Annotated in this window: 23 protein-coding genes and 1 pseudogene; 12 read left to right on the top strand and 12 right to left on the bottom strand. The window is 43.1% G+C overall.

What is annotated here, in order from left to right; translation table 11 throughout:
• Window positions 1-14: 14 nt before the first annotated feature.
• A complete protein-coding gene (locus A3860_RS02140; protein ID WP_081144879.1) occupies window positions 15-1,067 on the top strand; it encodes an LIC11966 family surface protein in 1,053 nt (350 codons plus the stop codon).
• 100 nt (window positions 1,068-1,167) lie between these two features.
• On the opposite strand, the gene A3860_RS02135 is transcribed toward A3860_RS02140, so the two are convergent.
• Together A3860_RS02135 and A3860_RS02130 are read right to left on the bottom strand one after the other, a co-directional pair.
• Entirely contained in the window at window positions 1,168-1,482 is a 315-nt protein-coding gene (locus A3860_RS02135; protein ID WP_081144878.1) for a hypothetical protein, read from the bottom strand.
• A gap of 24 nt (window positions 1,483-1,506) precedes the next feature.
• Complete coding sequence (locus tag A3860_RS02130) at window positions 1,507-2,025, bottom strand: hypothetical protein (RefSeq protein ID WP_081144877.1); 519 nt, start codon at window positions 2,023-2,025, stop codon at window positions 1,507-1,509.
• Window positions 2,026-2,223: 198 nt separating this feature from the next.
• On the opposite strand from A3860_RS02130, the gene A3860_RS02125 reads away from it, so the two are divergent.
• The 3 genes and pseudogenes from A3860_RS02125 (at window position 2,224) to A3860_RS02105 (ending at window position 4,760) form a co-directional block, all read left to right on the top strand.
• Window positions 2,224-2,619 carry a helix-turn-helix domain-containing protein gene (locus A3860_RS02125; RefSeq protein WP_081144876.1) on the top strand — a complete coding sequence of 132 codons (396 nt, stop codon included), beginning with the start codon at window positions 2,224-2,226 and terminating at the stop codon, window positions 2,617-2,619.
• A gap of 85 nt (window positions 2,620-2,704) precedes the next feature.
• Window positions 2,705-4,000, top strand: a pseudogene (locus tag A3860_RS42020) (PIN-like domain-containing protein).
• Window positions 4,001-4,322: 322 nt separating this feature from the next.
• Entirely contained in the window at window positions 4,323-4,760 is a 438-nt protein-coding gene (locus tag A3860_RS02105; protein ID WP_081144872.1) for a hypothetical protein, read from the top strand.
• Between the two features lie 174 nt (window positions 4,761-4,934).
• On the opposite strand, the gene A3860_RS02100 is transcribed toward A3860_RS02105, so the two are convergent.
• The 4 genes from A3860_RS02100 to A3860_RS02085 form a co-directional block, all read right to left on the bottom strand.
• On the bottom strand, window positions 4,935-5,504 hold the full coding sequence (locus A3860_RS02100) for a hypothetical protein (protein WP_081144871.1): 570 nt from the start codon (window positions 5,502-5,504) through the stop codon (window positions 4,935-4,937).
• A 534-nt stretch (window positions 5,505-6,038) separates the two neighbouring features.
• Complete coding sequence (locus A3860_RS02095) at window positions 6,039-6,500, bottom strand: SMI1/KNR4 family protein (protein WP_081144870.1); 462 nt, start codon at window positions 6,498-6,500, stop codon at window positions 6,039-6,041.
• A 3-nt stretch (window positions 6,501-6,503) separates the two neighbouring features.
• Window positions 6,504-8,711 (bottom strand): penicillin acylase family protein, encoded by a 2,208-nt coding sequence (locus A3860_RS02090; protein WP_081144869.1) that lies wholly within the window; start codon window positions 8,709-8,711, stop codon window positions 6,504-6,506.
• A gap of 91 nt (window positions 8,712-8,802) precedes the next feature.
• The gene (locus tag A3860_RS02085; protein WP_081144868.1) at window positions 8,803-10,380 is read right to left on the bottom strand and encodes an N-acyl-D-amino-acid deacylase family protein; all 1,578 of its coding nucleotides are present in this window, start codon (window positions 10,378-10,380) and stop codon (window positions 8,803-8,805) included.
• 280 nt (window positions 10,381-10,660) lie between these two features.
• Between A3860_RS02085 and A3860_RS02080 the strand changes: the two genes are divergently transcribed.
• The gene (locus tag A3860_RS02080; protein ID WP_081144867.1) at window positions 10,661-10,903 is read left to right on the top strand and encodes a hypothetical protein; all 243 of its coding nucleotides are present in this window, start codon (window positions 10,661-10,663) and stop codon (window positions 10,901-10,903) included.
• Window positions 10,904-11,022: 119 nt separating this feature from the next.
• On the opposite strand, the gene A3860_RS02075 is transcribed toward A3860_RS02080, so the two are convergent.
• Window positions 11,023-11,211, bottom strand: a complete 189-nt coding sequence (locus tag A3860_RS02075; protein WP_081144866.1) for a CsbD family protein — start codon at window positions 11,209-11,211, stop codon at window positions 11,023-11,025.
• Window positions 11,212-11,298: 87 nt separating this feature from the next.
• On the opposite strand from A3860_RS02075, the gene A3860_RS02070 reads away from it, so the two are divergent.
• Window positions 11,299-12,090, top strand: a complete 792-nt coding sequence (locus A3860_RS02070; protein ID WP_158085118.1) for a Cof-type HAD-IIB family hydrolase — start codon at window positions 11,299-11,301, stop codon at window positions 12,088-12,090.
• Between the two features lie 51 nt (window positions 12,091-12,141).
• Here the strand turns inward: A3860_RS02070 and A3860_RS02065 are convergent, their stop codons facing one another.
• The 5 genes from A3860_RS02065 to purN all read right to left on the bottom strand — a co-directional run bounded on the left by A3860_RS02065 (window position 12,142) and on the right by purN (window position 17,700).
• Window positions 12,142-12,687, bottom strand: coding sequence for a hypothetical protein (locus A3860_RS02065; RefSeq protein WP_081144864.1), 546 nt, complete (start codon window positions 12,685-12,687; stop codon window positions 12,142-12,144).
• A gap of 76 nt (window positions 12,688-12,763) precedes the next feature.
• Entirely contained in the window at window positions 12,764-14,281 is a 1,518-nt protein-coding gene (locus tag A3860_RS02060; RefSeq protein ID WP_081144863.1) for a serine hydrolase, read from the bottom strand.
• Window positions 14,282-14,299: 18 nt separating this feature from the next.
• Window positions 14,300-15,595 (bottom strand): serine hydrolase domain-containing protein, encoded by a 1,296-nt coding sequence (locus tag A3860_RS02055; protein ID WP_081144862.1) that lies wholly within the window; start codon window positions 15,593-15,595, stop codon window positions 14,300-14,302.
• Window positions 15,596-15,924: 329 nt separating this feature from the next.
• Entirely contained in the window at window positions 15,925-16,593 is a 669-nt protein-coding gene (locus A3860_RS02045) for a hypothetical protein (protein ID WP_262497276.1), read from the bottom strand.
• 156 nt (window positions 16,594-16,749) lie between these two features.
• Window positions 16,750-17,700 (bottom strand): phosphoribosylglycinamide formyltransferase, encoded by a 951-nt coding sequence (gene purN / locus A3860_RS41815; protein ID WP_245843454.1) that lies wholly within the window; start codon window positions 17,698-17,700, stop codon window positions 16,750-16,752.
• A gap of 254 nt (window positions 17,701-17,954) precedes the next feature.
• Here purN and A3860_RS02035 point away from each other — a divergent pair, with 254 nt between their 5' ends.
• The 6 genes from A3860_RS02035 (at window position 17,955) to A3860_RS02010 (ending at window position 26,685) form a co-directional block, all read left to right on the top strand.
• Window positions 17,955-19,232, top strand: coding sequence for a c-type cytochrome (locus A3860_RS02035; RefSeq protein ID WP_081144859.1), 1,278 nt, complete (start codon window positions 17,955-17,957; stop codon window positions 19,230-19,232).
• Between the two features lie 118 nt (window positions 19,233-19,350).
• Window positions 19,351-22,515: a TAT-variant-translocated molybdopterin oxidoreductase gene (locus tag A3860_RS02030; protein WP_081144858.1), complete on the top strand. Its 3,165-nt coding sequence runs from the start codon at window positions 19,351-19,353 to the stop codon at window positions 22,513-22,515.
• Between the two features lie 77 nt (window positions 22,516-22,592).
• Window positions 22,593-24,044 carry an NrfD/PsrC family molybdoenzyme membrane anchor subunit gene (nrfD, locus tag A3860_RS02025; protein ID WP_081144857.1) on the top strand — a complete coding sequence of 484 codons (1,452 nt, stop codon included), beginning with the start codon at window positions 22,593-22,595 and terminating at the stop codon, window positions 24,042-24,044.
• A gap of 60 nt (window positions 24,045-24,104) precedes the next feature.
• Window positions 24,105-24,698 (top strand): DUF3341 domain-containing protein, encoded by a 594-nt coding sequence (locus A3860_RS02020; RefSeq protein ID WP_081144856.1) that lies wholly within the window; start codon window positions 24,105-24,107, stop codon window positions 24,696-24,698.
• A gap of 17 nt (window positions 24,699-24,715) precedes the next feature.
• Window positions 24,716-25,420 (top strand): c-type cytochrome, encoded by a 705-nt coding sequence (locus A3860_RS02015; protein WP_081144855.1) that lies wholly within the window; start codon window positions 24,716-24,718, stop codon window positions 25,418-25,420.
• 35 nt (window positions 25,421-25,455) lie between these two features.
• On the top strand, window positions 25,456-26,685 hold the full coding sequence (locus tag A3860_RS02010) for a quinol:cytochrome C oxidoreductase (RefSeq protein WP_081144854.1): 1,230 nt from the start codon (window positions 25,456-25,458) through the stop codon (window positions 26,683-26,685).
• Window positions 26,686-26,731 lie beyond the last annotated feature (46 nt).

Here is a 26,731-nt window from a genome sequence, read left to right as displayed (position 1 = left end):
CAAAACACTATGCTATGGAATTAAAGAAATGCAACCTTGTTATCCTGCTGTTTTCATGTTTAAGTTTCGCCTTATCAACGAACGGACAGGCCATTGAAAATCCCGGTGAATATATGACTGCCGTTTACAATGCCCGCACCGAAATGGATGCCAAGTATATGCAATACCTGAGTGCTGCTGCGCATGGCCGCCGGGCGCGTAAGGTAGAAAAGCTGCGTCAGGAAGTATTGGAAAGCATTAACCAGAGTAAATACAAAACGACCGATCTGCCAAAATATAAAGGTGATAATACCCTGCGCCAGGGAAGCATAGATTACATCACGCTTTGTTATCGCGTTTTCAATGAAGATTATAAAAAGATCGTTGACATGGAAGAACTGGCCGAGCAATCATTTGATGGCATGTCGGCCTATTTATTATTGCAGGAAAAAGTAACAGAAAAACTAACCGAAGCATCGACAAAACTGCAAAATACATCGAAGGAATTTGCCGCGAAGTACAATGTAAAGATCGATGATACCCAAAGCGCCCTGGGCTCAAAGCTGGACGTAGCAGGTAAACTGAATGATTATTCCAATGCGTTATTCCTTATTTTCTTCAAATGCAACTGGCAGGATAAAGAAATGACAACTGCCATGAACAATAAAAAGGTGAATGATGTAGAGCAGGCACGCAATGCTTTATTGCGCTATGCCAACGAAGGATTAAAAGGAGTAGATACCCTGAAAAGCTTTAACAATGATCCCTCACTGGCCAATGCCTGCCGCGATGTATTAAAGTATTATAAAAAGATGGCCGAGACCGATGTGCCCAAGCTCACTGATTTTTATTTGAAGGAAGAGAATTTCAATAAAGCAAAAAAGAACTTTGAAACAAAACCGGCCAGCAGCCGCACTCAGGCCGATATAGATGCCTACAACAAAGCCGTTAAAGATTATAACGAGTCAATAGATGCTTTCAATAAAACCAACAATGCGATAAACAAGGAACGCAACCAGGTTATGAATACCTGGGAAGATGCGCAAAAGAAATTCCAGGATGCGAATATGCCGTATTATAGGAGGTAGTGTTGGTCAGTGATCCACAATAAGCGTATGTGATTTGTAAAACTAATTTGAATATAGGTATGTGAAGTAGGAAGTAAGAAGCAGGAATTTCGCGAGCTTCTTACTTCTTCTTCGGCCCTTGCGGAATAATGATCAGCGCATCAGAAAACGGAAGCACCCATATCTTTCCTCCCGGTTCAAAGCCTACACGTTGCAACCATTTACCCCGCAGAATAATTTCAACCTGTTCCGGACAATATTCTTTTATTTTAATACTTCTTAAATTCCTTTTTATATGGAATCCGTTGTAATGGATAATATTTAGCGAATTGAGAAACGGGCCTTGTGCCAGTGACCGTATGATATATTCTACGGCTTCCCATGTTTCAACTGCAGTAGCTCCTTGGGGCGCACATACTAATTCCTCTTTTGACATGATTTAATTTTTAGAATTGTGTAATTATATTTCCTCAATTACCGGCTTAGCCTTCATGAGGCAGGCGCCGGCATTCAACCATTCAAGCAATGCCATTACAGCGGGTAGAAATTCATTAATAAAGGAGGGGTAACCAATTTGCAGTTCATACCGCATAAACTCAAGGAGGATCCGGCACAGGTTACAACTGAGGTTTGTGGGACTGTTTTCGTGCATGAACTCAGTTGCAGAATCTAAAATGGATTGATTGAACAGTTCGCCAGTTTGTTGCATTGGGTCGGCCACTTCAAGTAATTGAAGCAACTGTTTTATATCGTATAGAGAACTGGCAAAGTTTACCGCCTGTTCATTATTCGCCTGGTGTTCCATGAGGGCAAAGATGAGCTTGTACAGGTCTTTGGCCAGTTTACCGGGCTGATGATTGTTAAAAAAGGTGAAGGTTTTGTCGTAAAAGCCAATGAGCGGATCAGTTGCAATCTGCTGCTCGTCGTGAATAGGCATTCGAACCAGCTTTGCGACGGTTAGTTCAAGAATTTTGGTCATAGTACAACGTTTAATAAAAGGTTATTAAATGATGTGCTATTAAACAGAGTTTATAAAACCGATAGCTTTCTATTGGGGTTGGATAAACGAAATAACCACAAAGCCCTTATGTATTTTACATTTTGCCCGTGTAAAGTATACGGTTCTGTATGTTTTTTACCGGATTAAATTGTACTTTTAATATATAACTTTACCGTTATGTCAATAAACCCACTACCAGGTAAAATTCATGAAGGTCATAATGTTAAACGCTTACGGGAAATACTCGGCATAAAACAGGAAGTATTGGCCGATGCATTAGGCTTTAACCAGCAGAAAATATCTTTATTGGAACAAAGAGAATATATTGACCCCGCAGTTCTGGAAGAAATAGCTAAAGTATTGAAGGTCCCTGTTGAGGCTATAAGGAACTTTAGCGAGGATGCTGTCATATTTAATATTCAGAACAATAGCTGGCATGATAATTCAGCCAACAATAACAATTATCTGTGTAATATAAATCCAATAGAAAAGATAATTGAGTTGTATGAAGCTTTACTTAAAAGTGAGCGGGAAAAGGTAGCGCTACTGGAAAAGATGTTAGAGAAAAAATAGAATCTATAATCTTAGTAGTTAACCTAGGCATACTCGAGAATGTGTGGGGTGAGTTTTGTTGGCGAAGAAATAATAAAAGTATTCTATGACATTGGATGAATTTAATTCCTTTTTCAGAATTTCTGGGGAAATTGAAAAGGAGCTTTGGAAAAAGGCTGCGTTTGTATTTGATACATCTTCGATATTGGAGATTTATTATTATTCAGAACAAACTCGTCAACAAATCTGTACAAAATTATTTTCTAATTTAAAGGATCGTTTATGGTTAGCAAATCATACTTGCTACGAATACTTAAAAAATAGAGAATCCGTAATTCGAAAGGTTTATTCTGAAAAGTATTCTGGTTTAAAAAAGGAACAAATAAATCCTATAGATGAGTGTATTAATGTTTTAAAAACTAGAATCCAGGAGATAAAACAGAAAACAGGAAACGAACATATACATCCATTTATAGATCAAAATTTATTTGATCCAGTATATAAAACAATTGACTCTCTTAAAACTGAATTCGAAAATTTTCAAAAAGAATTTGACAAGGAAATTAAGAAAAGAGGTGTTGAATTAAAACGACTGGAAGAAGATGATGATGTATACCATCAGTCTCAAAATGCTTTAAGATTACTGAAGAGTATGATTTTGCAAGAATCAATAATATAATTAGCGATTCTAGGAGTAGGTTCGAAAACAAAATTCCCCCCTGGTTATCAAGATGCTATTGGGAAGGATAAAAAGGATGGAATTCAAAAATTTGGAGATTTAATAATATGGAATCAAGTAATTGAATTAGCTCAAAAATTAAATATTCCAATAATTTTTGTGACTAATGATATTAAAGAAGACTGGTGGAATAAAAAGGAAATCCCCAAGGATGATTTGATCTTAGAATTTAAATTGAAAACTGGAAAACAGTTTTGGGCATATACTTTTAGCGATTTTTTGTATAAAGCTAAGGAAATATTAAAACTTGATATTGCTAATAAAACCTTAGAAGAAATAGAGAAAATCAGTTCTGAGATTACTGATATTGTAGACGACGAATTAGCTAGTAAAGAAGCTTTTAAATATTGGAAAGATGAAAACGGATTTTATAATTTTTCATTGTATATGGCAAATGGACTCCCCATTCTCTATTCAAATCCATATCTTACAGAAGGCTTATGTTTGGATACTATAGAAATCATAAGAAAGTATGGAAAATACAATGAATTTTATGAGGAAATAGCACGTGCTAAGGGAGATTATTTTTTTAGATTTGTTACACCCAATGGCGATGTAATTGCACGAAGTATAATATTGTCAACAGCATATGAAAGAGATTTATGTATTGATACATGTAAAAAGATAAGTCAGACTGCTCATGTAATTGAAGTCATAAGGTAATGGTTAGTAGTAATGTATTTCATCTATAGGCTGCAAATCGGTTTCTAACCTCTATCATAATTAACTTTCGTCAATTTCTTTGCGTAATTGCTAATACTCTCACGTAATTGCCTAACTTAGTAATATTCTTTATTACATAATCCTTTCCAAACAGGCATTATGCATATAACTTACGAAAATAAACTAACTCACATCTTCAGCCCAGCGGGTTATTTGAAGTTTATTAAAGAACAAGCAAACAGGGATTCAATCGAAAAAGTAAAAATTATTCCCCCAAAACTCGGCTCATCGGGTTTTGGAAAAATTTATGTCGAATTAAAATATGCATCCAAATACTTCCGCCCAAACACCTGATTTTGATCTTACTCCAGAACTTCTACGAGACTTTATTGAAGTTCAGAAGCAAAAAACGGTAAATGATGCGAAAGAACTCCAATTAAAGGAAAAGCAATTGGAGTTAAATGCCAAGTATGCTGAAAGAACATTGGATCACCAGGTATTCTATTTATCGCATCAGCCTGCAGAGAATAGAAAAACTTTAGCTAAAATTGGTTGGATCGTAGGATTATTATTAGTTGTTGTAATGGGCTTTTTAACCACATGGATTTGTTTAGGAAAAGAACAGTTTGCATATAAATTTTTACAAGGCTCAGGATATATTATTACTACCGCTTTGGGTTATTGGCTTGGAAGTAAGAATAAAAGCATTAGGAATGATAAAGCAAATAACGGTATCAATGATGCTGAAGTTGTTGGATGAATATTTTGCATAGCAAATCGACTGCACACTCCTGAAGCGCCCTTTTATAATAGGACTTACTCACTAATTCAGCGCCCATCGACGGATAGTATCTTTTTATAAAACATTACAAATAAAAAACCGCCCCCGTTTTACCAGGGGCAGTCCTTTCAATGACAAAAACGAAACATCAGTTTAAGAAGGTTCTATCACCTTTTCGAGCGAATGGCTGTTGCCCGGTTTGTCGGTAGCCGTTGCTTTAATGTGCGAACCTACAGGCGTTGCATTGTTTTGAACGGCCGTATACAACCATTGCTGGCTATTGGCATCAAAAACAGCGCTGCCTTCTTCCACCAGCGTACCACTTGCGGTGGTGATGGACACTTTCACGGATTGCACCTTGATGATATCTATCACTCCTATTTTGATAACACTGTCAACCACACCGGTATAATCTGTGGTGTCGATCTCGTTTATCTCGGGATCGGTAAACCAGTCGGCTATAGCCATGTTGAAGGCCGATTGACCGCCCGTTGCCTGGGAACTGTAGAACTTGCGGTTCTCCGTATTCTTCAGGATGCCGCGTGCCCAGGAAGCCGCTTCTTTGAATTTACTTTGTATCTCCAATTGTCCTTCGGTAAACACGTTGGAGCGGATGGGGATGGCCGTCGCAATAGTTTTACCCCCGCGCTGGCGGAAAACGAGCAGCTTGCCCAATTTCCCCGACATGCCATGCATGACGTAGTTATTTTTAGATTCTGCCATAAAATCAATTTTTAAAATGTTGGAATAAAATTGTTACCACGCTTTCCGGCCGGGAGGCAGGATGTACGGCAGCATTCCGGCGCTAGCTTCCGGTTTCGCTTGCCGCACTCACTGCATAAGCGTAGATCAAAATTGAGGCAGAAAAGCCGATCGATTTACCAATTTGATACCAACTTGGTAAAGATTTAGTTATTCACATTTGTTGAAGCAAGTGTAGTTGAAAACGATAGTAATGTTCAACAGAATTTTCGAGTATCCACCGTCTTATACGATTTTTTTCCGAATATATTTACCAAGTTGGTAAAGGAATATTTTTGCCACCCTACTGCATTTATTGTTCCCATTTAGGGAATACTTTCAGAAAAGCTACGGTCTAGCTTCGGTTAAGCTTCGGTCAAGCTTCGGTTATCCCGGATTGGGAAAGGCGGTCAAAAAAGCGGGGAGTTATATATAGCGCCCACTTATGCATGTTTATACACAAAGCTTGTTGATCAGATCAGGACCTGAAATTTCTATTATTGGGTAACTCATTATTTAGTGGCTCTGTTTGATTTCTTCCTGCCATTTATACAATCCGTCAAATACACCTCCATCCAGGAATATGTTTAAAAACTCAGCCAAAGAATTTGTCAATACGGCAACTTTACCATTATTGTTATATATAGAATAGCTCTTGTTCTTATCATTGATAGAAATTGACCACATATCACAGTAGATCATGTATTCTGCAAAATGAAAATCCTTTTCTCTTTCCAAATAGCCACAGGATCCTTTTTCTATTATTTCATGTAGAGGAATAATTCTGAATAAGTCTTCCTCCGATTCAAACCCATTACAGAAACTGTAGAAAGTCTTAAAATCATCAGGAAGTTTTATTTGCCTGATCACTTCAAAAGCAACTATATCTTCGGGTGACGCTTTGGGATAAAGAGTAATTCCAAGTTGAACTCTTTGGTTCTGAATTCTCTCAATTACATCTGTAATAGTTGGCGACATAAATTATTTTTTGGGCTCTTCATTGACCTCCCCCGGATGATACTGCTTCTCCATGCCCTTCATTACATCTTCTTTATAAAACAACACATCCTTAAAAACACCTTTGGTGTACATCTCCGCCTGATCACCGAAATGCTTCGATGCGGGATTACCGCTTTCGCCGCCGGCCAGCAATGATTTGGCCTTTACCTTCTTCCCAAATTCAACCGCGCACACAAAGCTGTTGCCATTGTAACCATACCTTTTTAATCCGCCGTTGTTGTACCGGCTTACATACGATGGTAAACATCCCCAGGTACTGGCGGCCATACCTACGGGCAAACTGGGCTTGCTGTCGTCATAGGTTTCCTGCAGTTTGCCGGTGAGCCGTTGATAACGGTTGATGGTTCCCCAACTGGTTTTCCAGGTGCCGTATTTGCTATTCAATTCATTCACTACCGACAACAAAGTGCCCGCTAATTCTGAGGCAGTGGCGCTGGCTGCATACTCATGTATGCGCGTTACCAGATCAACTTCTTTTCCGTTTAACCGTACCAGGTTTATCAATGATTGTAATTTTTGTATCCACTCAATGGCCAGCGTAGTGGCAATGGAGTTGGCGCCCGACTTCAGGTCCCAGTTCTTTAATACGGCAACCGGTTCTGCCAATTTTATATAAATGGAATCCGTCTTTGTGAGATCGGTTTTATAGTGATTTATTAATGCAGGTATTAATTCTTCAAAGGCTGATAAGTAAGTGTTGTATCCCGCGGCTATCAGAGAGTCGATCGTGAATTTTTTTGCTTTCTCAAGCAATCGGGCTGCGGTTATGCCGCGGAAGTTCTCCGGCTCGGTAGACATATACGCCGGATACATCTCCTTTTTCGGACTGCTACTACCCGATGCGGTGAAGGGCGTGCTGTTGCAGTTTTGTATAAATCCGCTGGCCGGGTCATACAGGTGAATGGTTTGATCAACGGGATGCAGCCCCTTCCATTCAGTGGCTTCTATGCTGCCATCAACCGGTTTCGTCCAATCATATGCCGTATCGCGCCTGGGAATGAAATTGCCATGCCAGTAGGCGATATGCCCGCTGTCGTCGGCAAACACCGTGTTGTTCGATGCGTTTGACATCAAATTCATCGTCTTTTTGAACGCAGCAAATCCATTGGCCCTGGTGCGCTCCCACGATTGTATAAGGGCACTCAACGACCGGTTATTGGCTTTTACACTGATCCATTGTCCATTGCGGATGCCCATGATGGGCCCATGGTGCGTAAGCCAGGTGTTGATGGTAATTGATTTTATGCTGTCGCCTTCTTTATAGCTCAATGTTACCGGGCGTTGCTTTACCGGTATTGTTTTCCCTTTGTACATATAAATGAAGGAACGCCCTTTTTTGACGATCTTTTCTGCATACAGATCGGCAACATCTGTATAGCTCGATGTATGCATCCAGCCGCAATGCGCATTAAATCCCTGGTAAACGAATAACTGCCCCCAGGTAACTGCCCCGTATGCATTCAGTCCTTCTTCACTGATAACATGTACTTCGGGCCTGAAATAGAATGTCACATGTGGATTGATATACAACATGGCCTTGCCCGAGGCCGTACGTGAAGGCGCCAGTGCAAATCCATTTGAGCCGGTCGCTTCTTCGTCTTCCGGTTTTTTGGTTAGAACCGTAGGCGCAGATGCAGTATCGCCGGTATAGAATTTCTTTACTTCATCGATGGTTAACCCGCCCGATTGAATGGCCGAAATACTACCATCGGTCCACATCAATTGGAACCAGGGCTCAAAACGGGTGAGCAATGCGGGCTTTACCGTTGGGTTTTTATACAGGTAATAATTGACGCCATCTGCAAAGGACTGCAGCAATTTTTTTAACCAGTCTGGACTGCGATTATAATCCCTGATAGCAGCGGCGGAATCGATGAGTAATCGTGTGTACAGATCGGTGTACAGGTTCTTTTCGCCCTGTATTTCGGCGCTTCTGCCTAAAATATCAATGTAGTTATTTTCTACTCGTTTAAAATCGTCTTCACATTGGGCATACAGTAACCCGAATACGCAATCGGCGTCGGTTTTGCCATATATATGCGGAATGCCCCATTTGTCGCGGATGATAGTAACCTGTTTTGCCTGTTGCTGCCAGCGGGAAATTTCTTCCTGGGTAAAGGTCTGGGCCAGCAAGGATACCGGAAATAACAAGAGTATGATCAGCTTCATGGCCTAAAGTTAGTCAGTTATTAATTTCGTAAGTTATTAAGTTTAAAAGGCAACTCACCTTAACTACTCAATAACTGAAAAACGCACTAACTTATTTTCTATAGGCGGGTCCAAATAATGCCACACCACTTCTCACTCCCGTATGCTTCTCTTTATCCACCACTACCTGACCGTTCACCAGCACATAATAAAACCCGGTTGAATACTGGTGCGGTTGTTCAAAAGTGGCATGATCGCTCACGGTTTTATCATCAAATACTACAATATCTGCAGCCATACCTTCTTTCAACAGTCCGCGGTCTTTTAACTGGAATTTTTGCGCGGCCAGCGAGGTCATGCGCCGGATGACTTCTTCGAGGGTGATCACCTTTTCTTCCCGTACATACTTGCCAAGCACGCGTGCATTGGTTCCATAACCACGCGGATGCGGCATGCCTTTACCCGGAACCGGAACGCCGGCATCGGCGCCGGTCATACAAAAAGGATAGCGCATAATGTATTTCACATCGTCTTCATTCATGCTGTGGTAAACCATTTGCGCGCCGCCTTTTTCTACCATATCCATAATGGTTTCTGCTTCAAAAGGAGCTTTTGACTTTCGGCCCATTAGCTTATTGATCTCGGTAATACTTTTGCCGTTGTAGCTGCTGTCGGCCCCGTAACTGGCCACTACGCAATAACTATAATTTTTAAATTTGTATTTGCGTAATTGCGCAAGCATTTGTTGTTTGATCTTCGCCCTTAGCGCGGCATCGTGCAAACGCATTTTAAGGGAATCGTTACCGCCGGCAAATGCCCAGTCGGGCAGGCGAACGCCGAGGTTGGTGCTGCTGGCAGTATAAGGATACTGATCAATGGTAACATCCCAACCTTCGAGGCGGGCTTGTTGTACCAGTCCTAAAGTAATATTGCTGGTACCCCAGTTGGCTTTACCGCCTATTTTAAAATGCGAGATCTCAACGGGAATATTGGCGGCTTTTCCAATATTGATGGCTTCATTGATGGCATCTACAGCTTTGCTCTCTTCATTGCGGATGTGCGAAGCATACACGCCGTTATACCGCGCTGCTGCCTTTGCCAGGCCAACCACTTCTTCCGTATTGGCAAAGGTGCCGGGAATATAAATAAGCCCGGTGCTAAGGCCAACCGCGCCATCTTTCATAGCTTCTTCAACCAGTGATTCCATTTGCTGTTGTTCGGTTGTTGTTGCCAGGCGGTTATCGCGGTGCATGACCTTCTCGCGCACCGTATTATGCCCTACCAGCGAGGCAATATTGATAGAAGGATGCAGACTGTCTATGCGCCTGAAAAAGTTTTTCAGATTTAACGCTGACCCGCCGCAATTGCCGGTTATGACGGTTGTGACGCCATCGTAAATATAATTATCGGCTGTTGGCCATTCGAAGATGTCTCTTTCTACGTGCCCGTGCACATCAATAAAACCAGGCGCAACAATCATCTTATTGGCATCAATGATCTTTGGAGCGGTATAATCGGTAAGCTTTCCAACAGCGGTTATTTTACCGGCTGTTACGGCTACATCGCCATAAAACCAGGAATTGCCGGTACCATCTATGATTCGGCCGTTTTTTATAAGTATATCGCAGGCTGTTTGCGCATTGCCCGTTAGGCAGGCAAAAAGGATAAATACAGTAAATAATTTTCTCATAGCTGATCTTAAAAATACTGAACCATTTTTGAATTTCCGGCTGCGTTTTTTTGCCGGTGCAAGGTGGCGGAGAGCTCACCTTTGATGCCTGACAGGGTGAACCCCCTCTTAAAGGAAACCCACTCTGTTGACGAAATTCCACAACACCGCAGCCGCGATGGGCGGGGCTGGAATGATTATTTTATAAGTATGGGAAAGAAAGTATTTTATGAATCGTCCATACCGATTTTATCGGGATGGTAAGATCCATCTGACCAAAATAAAAATTAAAAAATATCAGATGAAAAAGACTATTTTTTTTTATCACCTGTTGATCGTGCTGGGTTTATGCGGATTAATTTATTGTGGAAATGGAGGCGATAAAAATAATTCCGGCGGGCAGGGGTATGATTCTACCACAACAGATTCAACAAATGCAGCGCAGCATGTTGATCCGTCTAACGCATATCCACAGCCTCCCGTAACTGGTTCTAACCAGGATAGTAGCCACGTGAAGGATACTGCAAACAGACCTGGATACTAAACATAATTCCAATCAGGAGGGGATAAGATATAATGAATTGATTTTTGCTTCAGGTTGGTTTTAGTTTCGCACAAAAAAGAAGGAGCGTATAGCCCCTTCTTTTTTATCTGGAATAAGTATTAACCAAGCGATTTCAGCCATTTAACCAGGTCATCCCTGGTTTTACCTGTTTTTTTCTGCATACGGCCCAGCCATTCTTCATCTTTCCCTTCTTCGTATTTAATATCATCATCGGTAAGGCTTCCATAGGCCTGCTTGATCTTCCCTTTCCACTTATTCCAGTTGCCTTTAATTTCCAATTTATCCATAAATTGTTTTAGCAATAATGGTAAAAAACCTATGCCAGCTTTGATCTATTGGCTGTAGTGCTTATTTTTGCCAAAATGAGAACAGGTTTGAAACACGCAATTAGGGCTATTTTTTTTGATATTGACGGAACGCTGATAACAAATCAAAAGGTAATCTCCAAAAATGTAATTTCAGAAATACATCGAGTTCGTGATGCTTACAATATCCCAATGTTCTATATTTCAGCACGAATGCCAAAGGCAATTAATACAGTAGCTCTCAATCTGAATTTGAACGAAACTATAATAGCTTACACTGGGGCGCTTATTTTAAATAATAATACGATAATCAGGAAGTCTTTCATTGCGGAAGCTATAAGTTCAAAAATTGTACAGGAAGCAATCAATGCCAACATTGAATACATAGGTGTATATTCTTTTGATAACTGGTATGTCAATAGTGATAATTACTTTACACAAAGGGAGATCAATGCAACAAAGGTTTTACCAGAATATGTAGCAATAGAAAATGTTACAGTTGAGAATGTTCAAAAGATAATGCTGCGGGATGCTCCTGAAAAGATCAGCGCTATTGTTGATAAGTTAAGGTCACATCCTGAGGTTAATGTTTTCAAAACCCAGGCTAATGCTTTGGAAATATTTGATAACTCCTGTTCAAAAGCGGTGTCTGTGAAATATATGTCGAACCAGCTAAACATTCCATTGGAAAGCATGATGGCTATTGGCGACAGCGAGGGTGATAAAGAAATGATCCAGACGGTTGGGTATGGCATCGCCATGGGCAATGCTGATGACTCTATAAAAAAGATCGCTTTTGATGTTACCAGTTCCAATGATGAAGATGGAGTGGCCAACGCATTGAAAAAATATTTTCCATAGCACTTACTACTTGTGTATAATAGTAAGTGCTATAGCTTTATTGACAACACATTAATCGGCCGTGGCGCCTTTTTCTCCCACAAACCAGTGTTCTTTATTCCTGAATAATACATTGAAAGTGGTCAGCGATCCATAAATGCGGGTAATGTATTGCTGCAGGTTCACTTTTTCTTCATCGCTCAATTGCTTGTGCGCATTGATCTGTTGTTCAAGCACCCGCAGCCGGTCGCGCAGCATCACGATCTTGTGAAAGAACACATCAATAGGCACTTCTTTTCCTTTCTGTGATTTATCGGCCGGTTGCAATATCATTATGCCGCCCTGCCAGCGATCGCCCAGCGGAACAACTTCTGAAAAGCCGCCCCACAGGCGCATTATCTTCAACAACGACTTTTCAACATCGCTGTGTGTTTCTATTTCTTCGGAAACATTTTCCGGAATGATCTCTTCGAGGTGGCTGTCGTTTTTGTCGATCTCCTTTATTCCATGATTAATAAAAGAGATGAGGTAGGTTGCGTACCTGATACCTACAATTACACCGGGGCCGTGGTGCCGGTGCTGTAAACGGGTTCCTATACCGAGGTTAAGTTGATCCATATACTGAGGTTTTCAACCTGAAATATACAATGAAGATCTCATTAATGTATTTATCATGTATTGAAAAGAATGTCACTTATTTCCGGTAAAACTCATACGGTGTAAACTCAACAAAGTCATCGACTGTTACAGTAACAGATCTTACTTTCCCTTTATCAGTTGTAAACGGCCATTCTCTTATTCCATACAGCGGATCATTAAAGGTGGCCAGAAAACGGTTGCCACCCAATGGTTCCAGCGTGGCAAAACGGCCATGATGGTGTTCAAAACGGGCGATCAATTTTCCGTTCTCATTTGCGATCGTCATTTTACCATACACTTCATGTTCATAATTACCGGCGTACGAGGCAAGGGGCAGGGTAGCAGGCCGGTTCATGGCAATAGTATCGCGCATATTTTTTAACCACTGCGCAGTTTTTTGCACTCCCTGTTTGTAATTGTTGAAATGTAACTGGCTATAATTCCTATAAGGCAAACCCAGATATGCATCGAGTATTTCGTTCTTCAACGATTCATAAAACCGGTTGGCATCGGTATTGGTAAATACAAGAATGCCCAGCTTTTCTTCGGGCACCAGGGTTACGCTGGTTACAAAACCATTAACGCCACCTGTATGCGATACAATTTTTCTTCCACTATATTCTTCCATAAACCAACCCAGTCCATATAATGAAAAATGGGCCCTGTTAAACCGGTGACCTCCATTGCCGAGTATTGAATTGGGCGTCCAGGTTTGCATGATGGCGCCCTGGGGAATGACTTGTTTATCATTATACCTTCCAAAATTCAAATGCGCCAGTACCCAGTGGCTCATATCGCTTACACTCGACGATATACTGCCGGCTGGCGCCAGGTTGTCAATATTTCCATAAGGGATCTTTTTCAACACCCCCTGCGCAACAGTATGTGCAGAAGCCTTATTGGCGGCCATGCTTATATCTTTCGATAAAGCCAGCGTATTGTTCATTTCGAGCGGCGTGAATATTCTTTCTTTTAAAAATTCAGCCCAGGATTGTCCGCTTACTTTAGGAATAATTTCACCCGCCGTCATAAAAGCGGCATTGGTATAACCCCAGCGGCTGCGAAAACTGTACAACGGTTTTACGCGCCCGAATTTTTCCCGTACTTCTGCCGTGGTGAGGTCGCTATCAAAATACATGAAATCGCCCTGAAAGGTTTCGAACCCCAACCGGTGACAAAGCAGGTCGCGGATGTTGGCTTCTTTGGTAACCCAGGGATCAAAGAGTTTGAAATCGGGTAAATATTTTATTACGGGGCTATCGAGTGATAATTTCTTATCAACATGCAGCATGGCGAGCGCAGTGGCCGTAAATGCTTTTGAATTGGAACCGATCATGAATAAGGTGTTTTCATCCACCTTATCAGTAGTGCCCAATTCTCTAACGCCATACCCTTTCATAACAACCACTTTTCCATCTTTCACCACGCATACAGCCACACCGGGTATTTGCCAGTCGGTCAGCGCTTTTTCAACATACGCGTCCAGACTGTCTTTTACAAACGAAGGCGTTTCCTGTGCCAACAGGTTGGCAAAAAGTAAGCAGCAGGAAAAGAGGATGAGGTATTTTTTCATGTTACGAAAGATTAAGGTTTAATAATTCATAGCTTGGTATACCAGTACTTTATACTGATTACCGAGATTTCCCCAGCTGGTAGGCCATATGTTGCGGTACACCAAACCGATGAGTTTTTCTTTGGGGTCAACCCAATAGGTGGTAGCGAACATGCCGCCCCATTCAAAGGTGCCTACCTGTGTGGGTAACTCGGCGCTTCCCTTTTCAGTAGTAAGGCCAAAACCCAGTCCGAATTTGTTGGGGCCGCGGTTGATGTCCCCGATCTGGTTCATCGTCATCATGCGAACACTGTTATGGCTAAGCAGCCGTTTGCCTTTGTATTCGCCGCCATTCAGCAACATTTGCAGGAATATGGCGTAATCATATATAGTAGAGGATAAACCGGCGCCGCCCGAAAAGTAAGTGCCATTCATGTTGGGATAATCGCGATACATATTACCGTACAAACTTAATTTCTCCGCCATTTTAACCGCCTTTTTGGTGCTGCTGTCTTCTGTATACAATATAGCGAGCCGTTTTTGTTTAGCTGCAGGCAAATAAAAGTAGGTGTCTTTCATGCCCAGGGGCTCAAAGATGCGTTTGTGCAGGAAATCTTTCAGGCTCATGCCCGATACCACTTCAACCAGGTAACCGAGTACATCGGTATTCAAACCATAGGTGAATTTTTCGCCGGGCTGGTGAAACAAGGGCAATTTGCCGAGGATCTTCATTTTATCGGCCAGTACAAATTCAGGGATGCCAATTCCGCCAACAATGCCGGCTTTATAGTAGATGTTTTTGGCTTCGGTTGAACCGATCTGTGCATAACCAAGACCGCTGGTATGCGTGAGCAGATCGCGGATAGTGATCTCTCTTTTGGCCGGAACCGTAGTATAGGTAGTATCTTCTTTATTGTATTTATCAAGCACTTTGGGCTTTTTGAATTCGGGAATGAAGTTGGAGATGGGATCATCCAACATAAATTTTCCTTCTTCATACAACATCATTATCGCAACGCTGGTAATGGCCTTTGTTTGGGAGGCAATGCGAAAGATGGCGTCTTTTTGCAATGGTGTTTTGGTATCCAGGTCGTTATAGCCAAAGTTTTTATAATATACGATTTTGCCATCATGAACGATCATGGCTACGGCCCCGTTCATTCGCCCCTGGTCAACATATTCTTTTAATACCGTATCAATGCGGGCTAAGCGCTTTGTTGAAAACCCGCCGGCCTCGGGCGTTGTTGCCATGCTGAGCGCGGGATGGGCAGTTTGGGAAAAGGAAACCGCAAAGCATAGAAGGACAAATGAAATTGTGCTTATGACCTTTTTCATGATAGCAGGAAGTGTTTAGTGCAGGAAGTTAGTATTATAATTGAAACAAAATTCAGTGTTGGGAAAAGTTGCGGCGTAGTCGGAAGAATTAGAAATACATTAAGAAAGGAAGGGGACGACGGGGCAGAAGAAGGGGCCATCCAGATTAAAGTTGGGGCAGGTTGTGATAATAGAAGGCCGAAGTGGGTGGTAAGAAGTAAGAAACAGGTATACGTAATTTGGAGTTGGGTATTCGGGTTTATGCAGTGGATTGCAATTGCCAGTTGATTAACCGACTGGCAATTGCCGGGCTTTTACCCAAGATCTCATTATTATATTAGCTAATTAATTTACTCTCCCTCTTTCTTCAACTCGCCCATGATCTGCTTCAGCTTCATGTACTTTTCAAAACTCTTCTTAATGTGCGACTGCAGCTCGTAGTCGGTGGCCGTTTCTATAAAAATGAGATCGGGTTTGTAGCGCACCATAAAAGTATCGAGCTCGGCGCCACGTAACTGGGTGAGCCTGATAACCAGGGCGCGGTTAAAGCGGTGTTCAATATATTTCTCTTTTTCTTCCTCCATCAGGCGATCCCTGAATGCCGCCATACGGCGGTTTTTGCGGAAGTTGAAAACGTCAATAAGCTGGTCGAGGTCAACGCCCACTGCCGCATTTTGCGTTGTTGGCTTAACTATGCCCAGTCCGGGTTTTTTGTAGTTGAACGCCTTGGCATATTCCCGCCGGTTTTCAATGGAGTCAAGATGGTAATTGCGTTGCTTTACCATAACGGGCTTTAGTTCCGTAACATTTACGTGCAGGGAAATTTCAAAATTCTGCTGATTGGGGATAGAACTTACCGGGTATTTGGGCGTACCCCGGCCTAAATAGGAAAACCAGATGGAGTCGGTTTCCTTTACATATATTTCATAGCGGCCCAGTGAATCGGTTACAGTGCCGGTTCCACCGGTGCTCATTACACTCACTGATACCAACGGTATTGATTGGGTCATGTCAAACACTTTTCCTTTCACCTGGATCTGTATCTGGCTAAAACCTGCAAGCGAACCGCAAACCAGTAAAATTAAAATTATGTACCGTTGTAAAATCAAGCTGGTGTAATTGAATTTGTGATATTACTGCAAGAATTTGAAATATACATAAATCGTTGGATGGATTTAACGGCGATTTTGCAGTTCGTGTGCCAGTTTTTCTACAACCAACGGGTAATGTTCGTGTTCCAATGCGTGAATTTTTTGTGCCAGGCTGGCCGCCGTATCATTTTCATCGATGGTACAACGGGCCTGAAAGATCAATTTGCCATGGTCATATAATTCATCAACATAATGAATGCTGATACCGCTTTCTTTTTCTTTGGCGGCAATTACGGCTTCATGAACAAATGTGCCATACATGCCTTTGCCCCCATAATTTGGCAACAGGGCGGGATGTATATTAATAATACGTTGCTGAAATGCCTGGATCAATGCAACAGGAACTTTCCATAAAAACCCGGCAAGTACAATAAAATCAACATTATGTTGTTTTAATTCGTCGACGTAGGCATTGCCTCTGAAGAACTGTTCCTTCTCTATTAATAAGGCAGGAATATTTTCTTTTTGTGCAATGGTTAATACGCCAGCGCCTGGTTTGTTACAAACAATTAATGCTATTTTAATTCCGGCCTGTTGCCTGAAATGGTCGATCAGCTTTTGCGCGTTTGATCCGGCACCCGATGCAAAAATGGCGATGTTGACGGTTTGTTCTTTCCAAGTGCTCTGCATATTATTATAATTAACTACGTTTAGGTCGTTTATGGGTTGCCTGTTGCCAATTGGCAGTTGCCTGTTGAGGATGCCCATTCGTTTAAGGATCTTCTTTTCATATTTCCAGAAAAAATTGAATTGTCCGAAAGGAAATGCGAAAAGAAGGATAAGTATCTGGTAACCGAAGATCAGTATTGCTATCTTAATGGCCCAGAACCAAAACGATGAAGCATCCAGTTGCAGCCAGAAGGTTGCCTGTCTGGTTACCCAGGCGGTGGTAGTGCCGGTAATAGCAAAAACACACAGTATCAAAAATAACTGAGTGCCATTTACGTTCCATTTGCGTTTCAGTTTTTGAAACATGAACGCAAAAGTGCAGGAAAATTTCGGGGATCAGAAAAGTCGTTTTTATACAGCAGAAATCAATAGTTGTCAACTTGACAAAATCATGACATTTCTTGCTGAACCGTATTAACAAACGGGGTAAAATCGGCTGAAACCCGCGCCCAGCCTACATTAAAAAAATTTTGAACAGGTTGTGATTTTGTTAAATTCCTGACTTATTTTTGCACCCAATTCGGGAAATTTTTCCACATAATTTCATCATATCCAGCAATATGATTGATCATCGAGCAAATGTTAAGCGAACCCTCTTCAGTGCATTGTTCTTTTTACTATTGTCGTTCGGAAATAAGTTAACAGCTCAGGATGGGCAAGCAATATTCAAAGATAATTGCGCTTCCTGTCACTCTGTTTTCAAACCAATGACCGGACCGGCATTAGGAGGAGTTACAACACGTGGCCCCTGGACTGACCATAAAAAGATTTATGAGTGGGTTCATAATCCGACCAAGTTCATGGCTTCTGATCCGTATACCCAGAAGCTGAAACAGGAGTTTAATGGTGTCGTGATGACTCCCTTTGCATCCCTGTCAGAAAAAGAAATTGATGCCGTAATTGGTTACGTAGAGGCCACCTTTAAAAAAGGTCCTTCTGGCCCTACCCCACAAACTCCAGGTACTCCAACCACTCCAGGTGAAGAATCAGACAACGCCATCCTGTATGGTGTGTTAACCCTGATTCTTGCAGTAGTAGCATTGATCATGCTGAACGTTAACAGCAATCTTAAAAAGCTGTCTGACGATAAAGAAGGCGTACCTACTTACGAGCCGATCCCTTTCTACCGCAACAAATCTTACATCACTTTAATAGTGCTGATCCTCTTTGTAGTTGGCGGTTATTATATAGTGAAAGGCGCCATTGGTTTGGGCCGTAGCCAGAACTACCAACCCGAACAACCTATTTTCTACTCCCACAAAGTACACGCCGGTGTAAACCAGATCAACTGTTTGTACTGCCATGGTGGTGCAATGGAAGGTAAACATGCCAACATTCCTTCAGTGAATGTTTGTATGAACTGCCACATGACCATCAGTGAGTACTCAGGTTCTGCCGGTAAATTGTACCGCGAAGACGGAACAGAAGTGAACGGTACCAATGAAATTCAAAAGATATATGCAGCTGCCGGTTGGGATCCCGCTAAGAGAGCTTATAGTGGCGAAGGCAAGGAAATTCAGTGGACCAAAATTCACAACCTGCCCGACCACGTATTCTTCAGCCATGCCCAGCACGTAAATGCCGGTAAAGTACAATGTCAAACCTGCCATGGTGAGATCACCAAAATGGATGAGGTAAAACAATTTGCTGACCTGAGCATGGGCTGGTGTATCAACTGTCACCGTACTACTAAAGTGAACTTCGGTGGTAAAGGTGAAGAAGGCAACAAATTCTATAGCATATATAAGAAATACCACGACGAGATCAAAGAAGGTAAAAGAGACAGTGTAACTGTTAATGATATCGGCGGCCTGGAGTGTCAGAAATGTCACTACTAGTACTGATGTGGTAATGACCATTAAACCTTTAAAACCCAAGATTTGAAAGCGGCCGGTCAAAAATAAAATAAGGTCAATTTCAAATTCCAAATTCACAAATTCTCAAACTATAAGATAAATGGCTAAAAAAAAGTACTGGCAGAGTTTCGGAGAGCTCAATAACAGTGAGGCCTATGAAAAGTCGATTTCAAACGAATTCAAGGAAGAATTACCGTTTGAAAGTGTAGCTAAAAAAGGATTGGATACCAGTCCTGCCTCCCGTAGAGACTTTTTGAAATATCTCGGTTTTAGTACAGCGGCTGCAATAGCCGCGGCCAGTTGCGAAACCAAAGTCAGAAAGGCGATCCCTTATGTGAACAAGCCTCAGGATATGGTGCCGGGTATTGCGGATTACTATGCTACTACTTATGTTAGTGGCGGTGAGGCAATACCAGTTGTAGCCAAAGTGCGCGATGGACGTCCAATTAAGTTAGAGGGTAATACCCTGTCTACTTTCAGCAAGGGCGGTTCTTCTGCCCGTATGCAGGCGTCGGTGCTCGATTTATATGATACGGCCCGTTTAAAGACCCCCTATCTTAATAACTCAGCAGCCAGCTACGAGGCAATTGACCGCGAAATTAAAGGTGCATTGGCCGGTATCGGCGGCGGTCAGTTAGTAATATTGACCTCAACCATCACTTCGCCTTCTACCAAACAGGTTATCGCAGAATTTTTAGCGAAAAACCCCAACAGCAAACACGTTCAGTTCGATGCCATATCGTACAGCGGTATGCTGCTGGCCAATGAAGCTACCTTCGGAAAACGCGCTATTCCTTCATATAATTTCGAGAACGCTCAAACAATAGTGAGCCTTGGTGCCGACTTCTTATGTACCTGGTTGAGCCCTGTTGAATTTCAACATGGTTACAGCAAAACCCGTAAGGTGAATAAGAAGAAGCTCGATATGAGCAAGCACTATCAGTTCGAAAGCATGATGAGCACTACCGGTGCTTCTGCCGACGAACGTTTCACCCACCGTCCTTCAGAAGCCGGGATCGTAGCAGCTGCTTTATTAAGCGCTGTGAATGGCCAGGGTGCTGCGGGCGTATCGGGTAAATTAAAAACAGGTATTGAAGCAGCCGCGAAGGACCTGATTGCCAACAAAGGCAAAGCCCTGGTAGTAAGCGGTAGCAACAATGTACAGGTTCAGATCCTGGTAAATGCTATCAACGATGCCATCGGTGCTTACGGTTCTACCATCAGCTGGGGTGCCCCCATCCTGATGCACCAGGGTATTGACAGCGAAATGGTTGCCCTGGTACAGGATATGGAAGCCGGCCGCGTTGGTGCATTGCTGATCTATGGCGCCAATCCTGCTTATGAATTTTTCGATGCAGAACGTTTCAAAAAAGGGTTGAAAGCCGTTAAGGTTTCTGTTTCTTTCAACGACAGAAATGACGAAACAACCCAATTGTGTAAATATATTTTACCAGCTCCCCACTTCCTCGAAAGCTGGGGCGATGCAGAACCCAAAGCCGGTTATGTGAGCTTAATTCAGCCCACTATTAACCCGCTGTTCAATACAAGACCTTTCGAACAAACATTATTGAGCTGGGCTGGTAACACCACTGCGTGGGATGTATACCTCAAAAATTACTGGATCACCAAATTAGGCAGCCAGGCAAATTTCGATAAAGCATTACAGGATGGTGTAATTGAAACACCTGCTGCTGAAACCGGCGCTACGTTCAACGCAGGCGCTGTTTCACAGGCAGTTGCTGCCGCCAATGCCATGAAGAAAGGCGGTGAGTTTGAAGTAGTGGTTTATCAGAAAGTGGGTGTTGGTAATGGTAAACAGGCAAACAACCCCTGGTTGCTCGAATTGCCCGATCCTATCACCCGCGTAAGCTGGGATAACTACGCTGTTATTTCACCCGTACAGGCCAAGAAATTCGGCATTGACCTCGGCGACAGAAGATCTGCCGACAAATACGAGGTTACTACCGCAAAGCCTGTTGTTATAGTAAAAGTTCATGGTAAAGAACTTGAACTGCCTATTATAGTTATTCCTGGTACACAGGACAACACCATCGCTATCGCAGTAGGTTATGGCCGCGACTTAAAGGTTGGCCGCGCTGTACAGGCTGCTGAAGGCGGAAGCTTAGGTAAGAACGCCTATCCTTTGCTGAGCTTCAATGGTTCTACCATTGAGTGGAGCGCCCCTGCTGAAATGGCGGCAACCGATAAGGTTTACAAGATCGCCCAGGGCCAAACACACAACAGCTACGAAGGCCGTGAAGGTGTGGTTCGTGAAATCACGCTCGACGAATATAAAAAAGAGCCGGAGATCATTCGCAACGAAAGAGCTGCAGAACTGAAGAACTTCGGTGGCATTGAGAAATTCGAAAAAGACGGCACCCATTACCCTGTGTACGAGCGTCCGGGTATTAAATGGGGCATGAGCATCGACCTCAACAGCTGTTTTGGTTGTGGTGCCTGTGTGGTAGCCTGTCATATTGAGAACAACGTTCCAATCGTAGGTAAACACGAAGTAATGCGTTACCATGATATGCACTGGTTGCGTATCGACCGTTACTTCAGCGGTAACCCCGATGATGCGGAAAGCATTCAAACTGTGTTCCAGCCCATGCTGTGCCAGCATTGCGACAACGCGCCTTGCGAAAACGTTTGTCCGGTGGCCGCCACGCACCACAGCAGCGAAGGCATTAACATGATGGCTTATAACCGTTGTATTGGAACCCGTTATTGCGCTAACAACTGTCCTTATAAAGTACGTCGTTTCAACTGGGCCGATTACACCGGCGCCGACAGCTTCCCCAACAACCAGCAACCGCTGGTTGATGAAGGTGCACTCGACGATGTTGTACTGATGATGAACGATGACCTTACCCGTATGGTGCTGAACCCCGATGTTACAGTACGTAGCCGTGGTGTAATGGAAAAATGTTCATTCTGCGTACAAAGAGCACAGGCTGGTAAACTGGAAGCCAAAAAGCAAAACCGTCCGCTCGAGGACAGAGACTTCCAAACTGCCTGTCAACAGGCCTGTTCAGCCGACGCCATTGTATTTGGTAACGTGAACAATACAGAAAGCGCCATTGCAAAAACGCGGGAAGAGAACGATAACCGCCTTTACTATGCGCTGGAAGAAATTCACACCATGCCAAATGTGAACTACCTCGCCAAAGTGAGAAACACGCACGAGATCAGCAATGAAGGCGTGCTGGGTGGTGGAGAACACATTGCAGCTGCTGCCGAACCTGCTGCTGAGCATAAAGGATAAGTAATTAGGTTGATATAAACATTTTTCGGCTAACATTTTCCCGGTAGATCGGGAAGAAATAGCTAAAAGCATATAACATGGCATTATTAAGATACGAATCGCAAGTAAGACCTCCGCTGGTAGACAACGACAAGAATTATCACCAGGTTACGGAAGATATTGTGCGTCCTATTGAAGCAAACCCTAGTCGCCTCTGGTGGGTCGGTTTCTTAATCTCCCTTGGATTGTTAGGCTTTGGTGTATTTTCAATCTATCGCGAGGTGACCTATGGTGTAGGTCAGTGGAACCTGAACAAAACCATCGGTTGGGGCTGGGACATCACCAACTTCGTGTGGTGGGTGGGTATCGGTCACGCCGGTACTTTGATCTCTGCGATCCTGTTGCTGTTCCGCCAGGGATGGAGAACGGGTGTGAACCGCGCTGCGGAAGCGATGACCATCTTCGCGGTAATGTGCGCCGGTCAGTTCCCGATCTGGCACATGGGTCGTGTGTGGATGGCCTTCTTCGTACTGCCTTATGCAAATACCCGCGGTCCGTTATGGGTGAATTTTAACTCGCCGCTGTTGTGGGACGTATTCGCGATCTCTACATACTTCACTGTATCATTGTTGTTCTGGTACTCTGGTCTTATTCCTGACCTCGCTACCGTACGTGACCGCGCCAAATTGAAATGGCGTAAATATATGTACGGTCTGCTGTCCTTCGGCTGGACCGGTTCTACCAAACACTGGCAACGCCACGAAAGCTTATCGCTGGTACTGGCCGGTATGAGTACCCCGCTGGTATTATCAGTGCACACGGTGGTATCGTTCGACTTCGCCACTTCAGTTGTTCCTGGTTGGCACACTACCATCTTCCCGCCTTACTTCGTTGCGGGTGCCATCTTCTCAGGTTTTGCGATGGTGCAAACCCTGCTGTTGGTAAGCCGTAAAGTGCTGAGCCTGGAAGAATATATCACCATCGAGCACATTGAGGTGATGAACAAAGTAATTGTATTGACCGGTTCAATCGTAGGTGTTGCCTACTTAACCGAGTTGTTCATATCATGGTATGGCCAAAACCCCAACGAAGGTTGGGCATTCGCTCAGAACCGGTTGAACATTTTCAGCCCCTATGGCTGGGCCTACTGGCTGATGATGGGTTGTAATGTGATCTCTCCGCAGATCTTCTGGTTCCGCAAATTGCGCCGTAACCTGGTGGTGACATTCTTTATGTCGGTGATCGTAAACATCGGTATGTGGTTCGAGCGCTTTGTGATCATTGTTACCTCTATCTACCGCGATTACCTGCCCAGTAGCTGGAGTACTTATTATGCACCATCTATTTGGGAGATCGGGTTCTATATGGGTACGTTCGGTTTGTTCTTTACCTGCTACTTCCTGTTCTCGAAATTCTTCCCCGTAATTGCGGTGGCTGAAATCAAGCACATTCTGAAGCGTTCAGGTGAGAACTACAAGAAAGGCCATGCCAATGTTGAAAAGGAAAGCGCCGATCATTTGTATCATGAGATCCACAGCGATCATCATTAATAGGTAGGAGAGGCATAATAGAAACAGAAAACACGAAATAAGAAATATCAAAATCTTTATATGGCTGTTAAAAAATTTGTTGTCGGTTGTTTTGATGAAGAGGGGCCGTTATTTGATGCCGTTAAAAAAGTACGCAAATCAGGTTACAAGCTGCACGATGTGTATACCCCTTTCCCCATTCACGGCTTAGACCAGGCCATGGGTTTACGGGATACCAGCATCCATACAGCAGGATTTTTATACGCTCTTTTTGGTACCACTTCCATGTTGTCATTCATGACATGGGTATTTACTGTTGACTGGCCGTTTAACGTGGGTGGTAAACCGCACTTTGCATTGCCAGCCTGGATCCCCATTACCTTTGAGTTCACTGTATTGTGTTCTTGCGTAGGTATGGTGATCACTTTCATGTATCTGTGTCAGTTGGCGCCTTTTGTAAAAAAGCACCACTTTCACCTGCGTTCAACCGACGACCTGTTTGTTATGGTTATTGAGTGTACACCAAAAACAAACGAAAGCGAAGTAAGTTCGTTCCTGACCAGTATTGGCGCCAAAGAAGTAAATACACAAATGGCCGAAACCGGTTGGTGGTTAGGTAGATACGATAGAGAACAAAAATTGTTTGAAGGTCAAAGCGAAACTGTTTCTGCATAATATCTGAATAATTTAAGATGAAAAAATTATCAATTATTTCTGTTTTAGTGATGGCTGTGATAGTTTGGAGTTGCAGTGACGTACGTAGAACACCGGGCCATGTGTATATGCCTGACATGGCTTACAGCCGGGCATATGAAACTTATGCGCCCATTGATACGCTCGCAAAGCAGGGTATTCATTATAACCGCATGCCGGTAGCCGGCACTATTAAAAGAGGCGAATTACTGCCTTTTCCTCTGGCAAAAGATAAAGCTGGCGACACCGCCAATTACGCACAATCAGTGCATGTAACAAATCCGTTACCTGCCCTGAATGCTGTACAAATGAAAGAAGCAGAACGCTTATACCTGGTAAACTGTGGTATTTGCCATGGCGCAGCCCTCGATGGAAATGGCCCCTTATACAATGGGGGTAATGGACCATTCAGCGCAGCGCCCGCAAACCTGGCAGGTAATGCAAAATATGTTAACATGCCTGAGGGACAGATGTTCTATTCTGTTACCTATGGAAGAAATTTAATGGGAAGCTATGCTTCTCAACTGAGCAGCACACAACGCTGGATGATCATTCACTATGTGAAATCAAAACAGGGTAGTGGCAAACAAGCCGCAGCAGCAGCACCTGCTACTGATTCAGCAGCAGCTGCAAAGGCGCCTGCTGCAGCACATGACTCGGCTCACAGCGCCAAGAAAAGTGTAGATTCAACCGCTAAAAAATAACTGGACACGAACACAGAACATATAAATTACTGATAATGGCTATTAAAGAGTTTTTCGACATCCCCGCACGGTACAGAACCTGGTCAATGGCATTGATGGGAGTCGGCATTTTATCTGTTATCGTCGGTTTTATATTATATGGAACCGGTGAACATCACGGTATGAGATTTTGGGCCAGCCTGTTGCAAAACAGTACCTACTTTTTGCTGGTGACCAACGCCGCTATGTTTTTCATTTGCGCCACTACCCTGGCCTTTGGCGGCTGGCAAATAGTTTTCCGTCGGGTTACAGAAGCCATTTCGGTAGCCGTTATTCCTTTAGGAATTATAGCTCTGATCGTGTTATTTGCCTGCATCTATCTTGATCCGCATGTTTATCATTGGCTTAATCCTGAAAAAGGCGACAAGATCCTGGAAGGTAAATCTGCCTTTTTGAACAAAGGATTCTATTCAACCTGGACCATTCTTACTATTGGTTTGTGGATGGTATTGGGAAATAAAATGCGCCAGTTATCGCGTGAGCTGGATAACAATCCATTACCCGATGCAGAAGCTGGCCGCAAATACATCTTTAAAAATACCGTTTGGGCTGCCATCTTCATTGTATGGTTTGCATTAACAGTAATGTCAGTGACGCCCTGGTTCTGGTTAATGAGCATCGATGCACATTGGTTCAGTACCATGTATAGCTGGTATACTTTCGCAAGTACATTCGTAGCCGGTATGGCCCTGATAACCATATTCGTGGTTTATTTGAAAAATCAGGGTTATCTCGAATATACCAACGAAGAGCATATTCATGACCTCGGTAAGTTCATGTTTGCCTTCTCTATCTTCTGGACGTACCTGTGGTTTGCACAGTACATGCTTATCTGGTATGCGAACATGCCCGAAGAAACAATTTACTTCAACTCGCGTATTACCAGCAAGAGCCACAGTGGTGCATATACAGGCCTGTACTGGTTTATGTTCTGCATCAACTTCATTGCACCGATCCTGATATTAATGAGACGGGGTTCAAAAAGGAACTATACTACCGTTACATTTATGGCGATAGTGATAATTTTTGGCCACTGGTTAGATTTTTATCAAATGGTATTCGCGAGCCTGTTCCCTGATCATGTTACCCTGAACCTGTTCGATTTTGGTGTGGCAGCCGGCTTTGTGGGTTTGATCATGTTCTCGACAGCAAAGGCTTTAACAAAAGCACCTTTGATTGCCAAGAACCATCCGTTCATCAAAGAAAGTATTATCCATCATACCTAAGCCGAACCGCGAAGGTGTGATACTTAATAAATCAACGAACTTAGTT

Origin of the sequence: Niastella vici (assembly GCF_002077945.1) — a bacterium.
Taxonomy (GTDB): Bacteria; Bacteroidota; Bacteroidia; order Chitinophagales; family Chitinophagaceae; genus Niastella; species Niastella vici.
This window is presented reverse-complemented; position numbering and strand designations above follow the sequence as displayed.

Excerpts from the sequence above, each read along its gene's own strand:
- A3860_RS02130 (WP_081144877.1), bottom strand. The coding sequence starts at position 2,025 with ATGACCAAAATTCTTGAACTAACCGTCGCAAAGCTGGTTCGAATGCCT.
- A3860_RS02135 (WP_081144878.1), bottom strand. The coding sequence starts at position 1,482 with ATGTCAAAAGAGGAATTAGTATGTGCGCCCCAAGGAGCTACTGCAGTT.
- A3860_RS02080 (WP_081144867.1), top strand. The coding sequence starts at position 10,661 with ATGAAAAAGACTATTTTTTTTTATCACCTGTTGATCGTGCTGGGTTTA.
- A3860_RS02055 (WP_081144862.1), bottom strand. The coding sequence starts at position 15,595 with ATGAAAAAGGTCATAAGCACAATTTCATTTGTCCTTCTATGCTTTGCG.
- A3860_RS02065 (WP_081144864.1), bottom strand. The coding sequence starts at position 12,687 with ATGGATCAACTTAACCTCGGTATAGGAACCCGTTTACAGCACCGGCAC.
- A3860_RS02125 (WP_081144876.1), top strand. The coding sequence starts at position 2,224 with ATGTCAATAAACCCACTACCAGGTAAAATTCATGAAGGTCATAATGTT.
- A3860_RS02060 (WP_081144863.1), bottom strand. The coding sequence starts at position 14,281 with ATGAAAAAATACCTCATCCTCTTTTCCTGCTGCTTACTTTTTGCCAAC.
- A3860_RS02010 (WP_081144854.1), top strand. The coding sequence starts at position 25,456 with ATGGCTATTAAAGAGTTTTTCGACATCCCCGCACGGTACAGAACCTGG.
- A3860_RS02140 (WP_081144879.1), top strand. The coding sequence starts at position 15 with ATGGAATTAAAGAAATGCAACCTTGTTATCCTGCTGTTTTCATGTTTA.
- A3860_RS02085 (WP_081144868.1), bottom strand. The coding sequence starts at position 10,380 with ATGAGAAAATTATTTACTGTATTTATCCTTTTTGCCTGCCTAACGGGC.
- nrfD (WP_081144857.1), top strand. The coding sequence starts at position 22,593 with ATGGCATTATTAAGATACGAATCGCAAGTAAGACCTCCGCTGGTAGAC.
- A3860_RS02030 (WP_081144858.1), top strand. The coding sequence starts at position 19,351 with ATGGCTAAAAAAAAGTACTGGCAGAGTTTCGGAGAGCTCAATAACAGT.
- A3860_RS02015 (WP_081144855.1), top strand. The coding sequence starts at position 24,716 with ATGAAAAAATTATCAATTATTTCTGTTTTAGTGATGGCTGTGATAGTT.
- A3860_RS02020 (WP_081144856.1), top strand. The coding sequence starts at position 24,105 with ATGGCTGTTAAAAAATTTGTTGTCGGTTGTTTTGATGAAGAGGGGCCG.
- A3860_RS02035 (WP_081144859.1), top strand. The coding sequence starts at position 17,955 with ATGATTGATCATCGAGCAAATGTTAAGCGAACCCTCTTCAGTGCATTG.
- A3860_RS02105 (WP_081144872.1), top strand. The coding sequence starts at position 4,323 with ATGCATCCAAATACTTCCGCCCAAACACCTGATTTTGATCTTACTCCA.
- purN (WP_245843454.1), bottom strand. The coding sequence starts at position 17,700 with ATGTTTCAAAAACTGAAACGCAAATGGAACGTAAATGGCACTCAGTTA.
- A3860_RS02075 (WP_081144866.1), bottom strand. The coding sequence starts at position 11,211 with ATGGATAAATTGGAAATTAAAGGCAACTGGAATAAGTGGAAAGGGAAG.
- A3860_RS02100 (WP_081144871.1), bottom strand. The coding sequence starts at position 5,504 with ATGGCAGAATCTAAAAATAACTACGTCATGCATGGCATGTCGGGGAAA.
- A3860_RS02095 (WP_081144870.1), bottom strand. The coding sequence starts at position 6,500 with ATGTCGCCAACTATTACAGATGTAATTGAGAGAATTCAGAACCAAAGA.
- A3860_RS02090 (WP_081144869.1), bottom strand. The coding sequence starts at position 8,711 with ATGAAGCTGATCATACTCTTGTTATTTCCGGTATCCTTGCTGGCCCAG.